This is a genomic window from Streptomyces sp. NPDC027962, from assembly GCF_055566095.1.
Window position 1 is genome coordinate 1 of record NZ_JBVHTA010000091.1, and the last position, 4,282, is coordinate 4,282.

The following is a 4,282-nucleotide window of genomic DNA, read 5'->3' on the forward strand; positions in this document are numbered from 1 at the left end:
GAGCTTCGTTGCGTACGTCGCGCGCCCACAGAACATCGTCACACCGCCGTGACCTGCACGCCTACAAGATCACCCCGACTTTGAAATCGCCCTGCATCCCAAGTGAAGGCGATCTTTTCCAGCACGGTCGTTCCGTCGGCAGCGAGGCGCTGTTTCATTGTGCGCCGCCCCAACGCATCGTAGTTGTAGCGCCAGACCACTCCGTCCGGGGTAGTGACCGAACGCATGCGGTCCTCGGCGTCCCACTCGTAGCGCCAGGTGTCGGGTTTGCGGGAGAGGCGTGTTTTCTGGCGGAGGGTGATGCGGCCGAGGTCGTCGTGTTCGTAGCGGATGTTGCCGGCGCGGGTGATGGTGGTGCCGGTGTATTCGCGGGTGCCGGTGGCTTCCTGGCTGGGGTGGCTCTTGGGCCAGGAGGCTTCGGTCTGGTTGCCTGCTTCGTCGTAGGCGTAGCGCTCTGTCCACTCTGCCGCGTGGACGGCGGTGACGCGTCCGACGGGGTCGAGGTCGAAGGTGCGGGTGCCGGTGAGTTGGTCGGTGAGGGCGATGAGGTTGCCGTCGGCGCGGTAGGTGTAGTCGCGGCGCTGGATGCTGCGACCCGCTATGCCCGTGACGTGCTGGCTGGTGAGGCGGCCGAGCGGGTCGTACTGGTTGGTGAAGGAGACGGTGTCGCCGATGTGGCGGGCGGTCTCCTGGCCGGCCGCGTCGTGCTCGAAGGCGATCGTGCGCCCGGAGGTGGTGAGGGAGGTGCGGCGTCCGGCGGCGTCGTAGGTCCAGGTGCTGGTGGCGCCCGGTGGGGGTGGTGCGTCCGGTGCGGCGGCCGAGGGCGTCGTAGGTGTACGACATGGTGCGGCCGTTGACGGTCTCGGAGACGAGGCGGCCGTATCGGTCGCGCAGCCACGTGACGGTAGCGTCGTCGTTGACCGCTTCGGCGAGCTGGTCCGAGTAGTCGTAGGCGAATCTCGTGATCTTGCCTGCCGCGTCCTTGCGTGTGACGCGGTCCAATACGTCGCGTTCGTAGCTGATCGTCTGACCAAGAGCGTCGGTGCGGGCCGCGATGCGGCCCGCACCGTCGCGGTCGTACGCGAGGGTGCGGTTGTCAAAGTCCGTCTCGGATATGAGGTGGCCGGCGGGGTCGTAGCCGTAGGACCAGGTGAGACCTTGGGGATTGGTGACCTTGGTCAGCTGGAGATTGGTGTCGTGGCTGAACTCGTACCGACTGCCGTCCGGCTCCGTGCGGGCCCGTAGTAGATCGAAGTCGGTGTACTCGAAGGTCACCACGGCCCCGAGGGCGCTGGTGTGGCTGAGGCAGTTCCCTTCGCCGTCGTAGGTCCACGCTTCCTGGCTGCCGTCGGCCTCGGTGCGGCGGGCGAGCTTGCCCTCGACCGTCCACTCCAGGCATGTTGTGGCACCGAGGGGATCTGTGATGGTGGCTGGCTGGCCGTACGCGTCGCGCTCGTACCTGGTGCTTGCTCCGAGCGGGTCCGTGATTCCCGCTACCAGCCCTGCACGGTCGCAGATGACGGTGGTTGAGTGGCCGAGGGGGTCGGTGATGCGGGTGAGGTGGCCGGCTTCGTCGTACGTGAAGTGGGTTGTCGCGCCGGTCGGGTCTGTGATCGAGGTGCGGTTGCCGCGTTCGTCGAAGGTCTGGCGGGTGGCGTTGCCGTCGTAACCGATGACGCGTACAGGGAAGCCAAGGTCGTTGTACTCGGCCCGTGAGCGGCGTCTGTCGGGGCGTTCGACCTCGATGAGGCTGCCGTGCTCGTCGTAGGTGGCTCGGGTGGTGTGGCCGAGGGGGTCGGTCCGTGACAGCAGTCGGTTGTGGCGGTCGTATTCGTAGCGGGTGATGGCGCCGAGGGCGTCGATCTCCGCGACGACCTGGCTCCGTTCGTTGATCACGAACTTCTTGGTGTGGCCGAGGCCGTCGGTGATGGAGGTCATCCGCTGGCCGGTTTCCGGGTCGGTGTCGTCCCAGGTGAAGCGGGACTCGACGTGTCCGTTGGCGCCCGTTTGGTAGACGCAGCGGTCCTGGTCGTCGTAGACGTAATCGTAGTGGCTGCCGTTCGTGTCGGTCCACGACGTGATGCGCCCGTGCTCGTCACAGCCGAAGCGCAAGGGGCGGCCGCAGGAGTTGGTGATCGCGGTGAGGTGGCCGTCGGTGTAGCCGTAGCGGAGGATCTCCTGGTCGGAGCCGTCCTTCGCCGCGCCTGCGAGGTGGAGGGCCGTGACTCGGCCCTCGCTCGTGGTGAGCTTCAGGCGGTAGCCGCCGTGGTGGACGATCGACGTCGGAGCGCCGGCCTCGTCGTGCTCGAAGGCGATCCAGCGGCCGTTGCGGTCGTCGATCTGGGCCAGGAGCGCCAGTTCGGCGTTGTGGTCGGTGAAGTGCCAGACCTGTCCGGTGTCCGGGTCGCTGATCGTGTAGCCGCCGTCGACCCGGTCCAAGGGCCAGCGTCGCCCGTGGGTCGGCATGACCGGAACACCCGGCGCCGGGTGCGGGTAGGCCAGGAGGCTGCCTTCGGCGCAGCTGAACACCACGCCCTCGGAGTCGATCTCCAGACGCTGGTCCACGGTGGACGACCAGGTCGGGCCGAACCAGCGGCCGGAGCGGCGTGAGGAGTCATGCGTACGCTCAAACACCAGCGGGAGCGAGCCCGGCAGCGCGATGTCGGTCTGCGGCAACAGCATGCGTCCGGTCGCGACATCGACCGGGTCTCCGCCGCACTTCGTGTCGCTGCACTTCTTGCCGTTGCTGTCCGGGTTGCGCTCGTGATCTCCTCTGGTGCCCCCGGGCTTGTGGCCGTCGGGCAGGTGCTTGCCGGCGGACACCAGGCCCTTGACCGCGCTGCCCCCCTTGAGCGGGACGACGACCTCGAACAGCGCGCGCCCCCACCCCTCCGCAGGGTCGGCCTTGAAGGCTTCCCAGGCGTTCTTGAGCGCGCGGTCGGGGTTGGCGGCGGTGGAGGCCAGGCCGGCGAGCGTCGTGTTGACGCCCTTCCAGTACTCGGCGGGGTGGGAGAGGTTGTAGGCGTCGATCGGGTTGATGGAGCGGACGAAGTTCACCAGCCCGGCACCGGCTTTGGTGAAGCCTGCGGCTACATGGGTGCCGTCGATGGCCGTGCCCAGACCCCAGTCCAGCAGTTCGAGCTGGGCGCGCTCGCGGCCGGTGGGCTCCTTCGGAGCATGGGCCAGGGCGGCGTGGACGGCGGTTTTCGCGCTCTCGCCGGCCTCGTTGCGGGCGGTGCGGGCGTCGGCGAGGATCTCCTGGGCACGCTGCCGCTTGGCCGTGCCCGGGTCGGAGAACTCACCGGGATGAGGCAGCGGACTGTCACCGCTGAGTGCGGCGTTGTAGGCGTCGACCTTCTTGTTGAACGCGTCGACGGCCGTCTTGGAGTCCTTCTCACCCTCCTTGTACAGGGCGATCGCCTCTTGGGCTTTGCCCTGCGCGCTCACCACCGCCTTGGAAAAGGTCTCCAGCGCCTTGGCCGCGTCCTCGAACGCGTCCGCCGCCCGCAGCCAGTCCGTGGGCAGGGTCTCGAACTTCTCCCGAAACGTTTCGGCGGCCTCGCCCTTCCAGTCACCGGAGTCCAGCCGCTTCATCCCGGCACCGACAAGGCCGAACGCCTTCTGGAAATCGCGCAGGTTCTTCACCGTCGCGGCGATCTCCGCCGGCCGGCCGTGGATCAGCTCGTTGGCCTCCTCACTCTGCCCGAGCTGCTGCTCACCGACCTCGGCCCCGAGCGAGGACGCGGTCTCGTCCCCCAGTCCTCGACCACCTCAGCCAGTCCGTCGTGGCCGTAGTGCCGCAAGCCTTCGCCGGCCTTGTCGGTCACATAGTCGACGCCCTCGCCGACTTTCTCCTTGCCCTTGTCGACGCCGTCGCTGAACTTGTCGACTGCCTTGTCGGCCAGCCCTCCCCAGTCCACCATCAGCGGCTCTCCCCCCACCGCGGCTCTTCAGCCTGCGCGATGATCTCTTCGGAGGGATCGAACAGCTCCCGGTACTGCTCGTCCATCCGCTCCCGCATCGCAGGGTCCAGCAGACCCGAGCGCTCCATCGAGTCCATCTGCGCGTCCATCACGTCATAACCGGTGTCCTTCCACGTCTGCTTGACCTCGGTGTGCGCCTGGGAAAACGACTCCTTGCTCCAGTCCGCGTTGTCCCACGCATGCTGGTCACGGATCGTGTCCCAGCGCATCTGCTTGACCTCGTCCTCCGACAGATGCGGATTCCCGTTCACCGAGTTCACGCCGATCTTGATCGTGTCCTTGATGTACTGCTCCTGCTC

3 pseudogenes are annotated in these 4,282 nt (G+C 67.4%); all 3 read right to left on the reverse strand.

Features of this window, described 5'->3' with window-relative positions:
• Positions 1 to 95: 95 nt before the first annotated feature.
• A pseudogene (locus tag ACZ4SA_RS36645) lies at positions 96 to 2,937 on the reverse strand (DUF6531 domain-containing protein); the annotation flags it as partial.
• 285 nt (positions 2,938 to 3,222) lie between these two features.
• Positions 3,223 to 3,923 (reverse strand): annotated as a pseudogene (locus tag ACZ4SA_RS36650) (putative T7SS-secreted protein); the annotation flags it as partial.
• A pseudogene (locus tag ACZ4SA_RS36655) lies at positions 3,923 to 4,282 on the reverse strand (hypothetical protein); the annotation flags it as partial. The pseudogenes ACZ4SA_RS36650 and ACZ4SA_RS36655, both read right to left, overlap by 1 nt.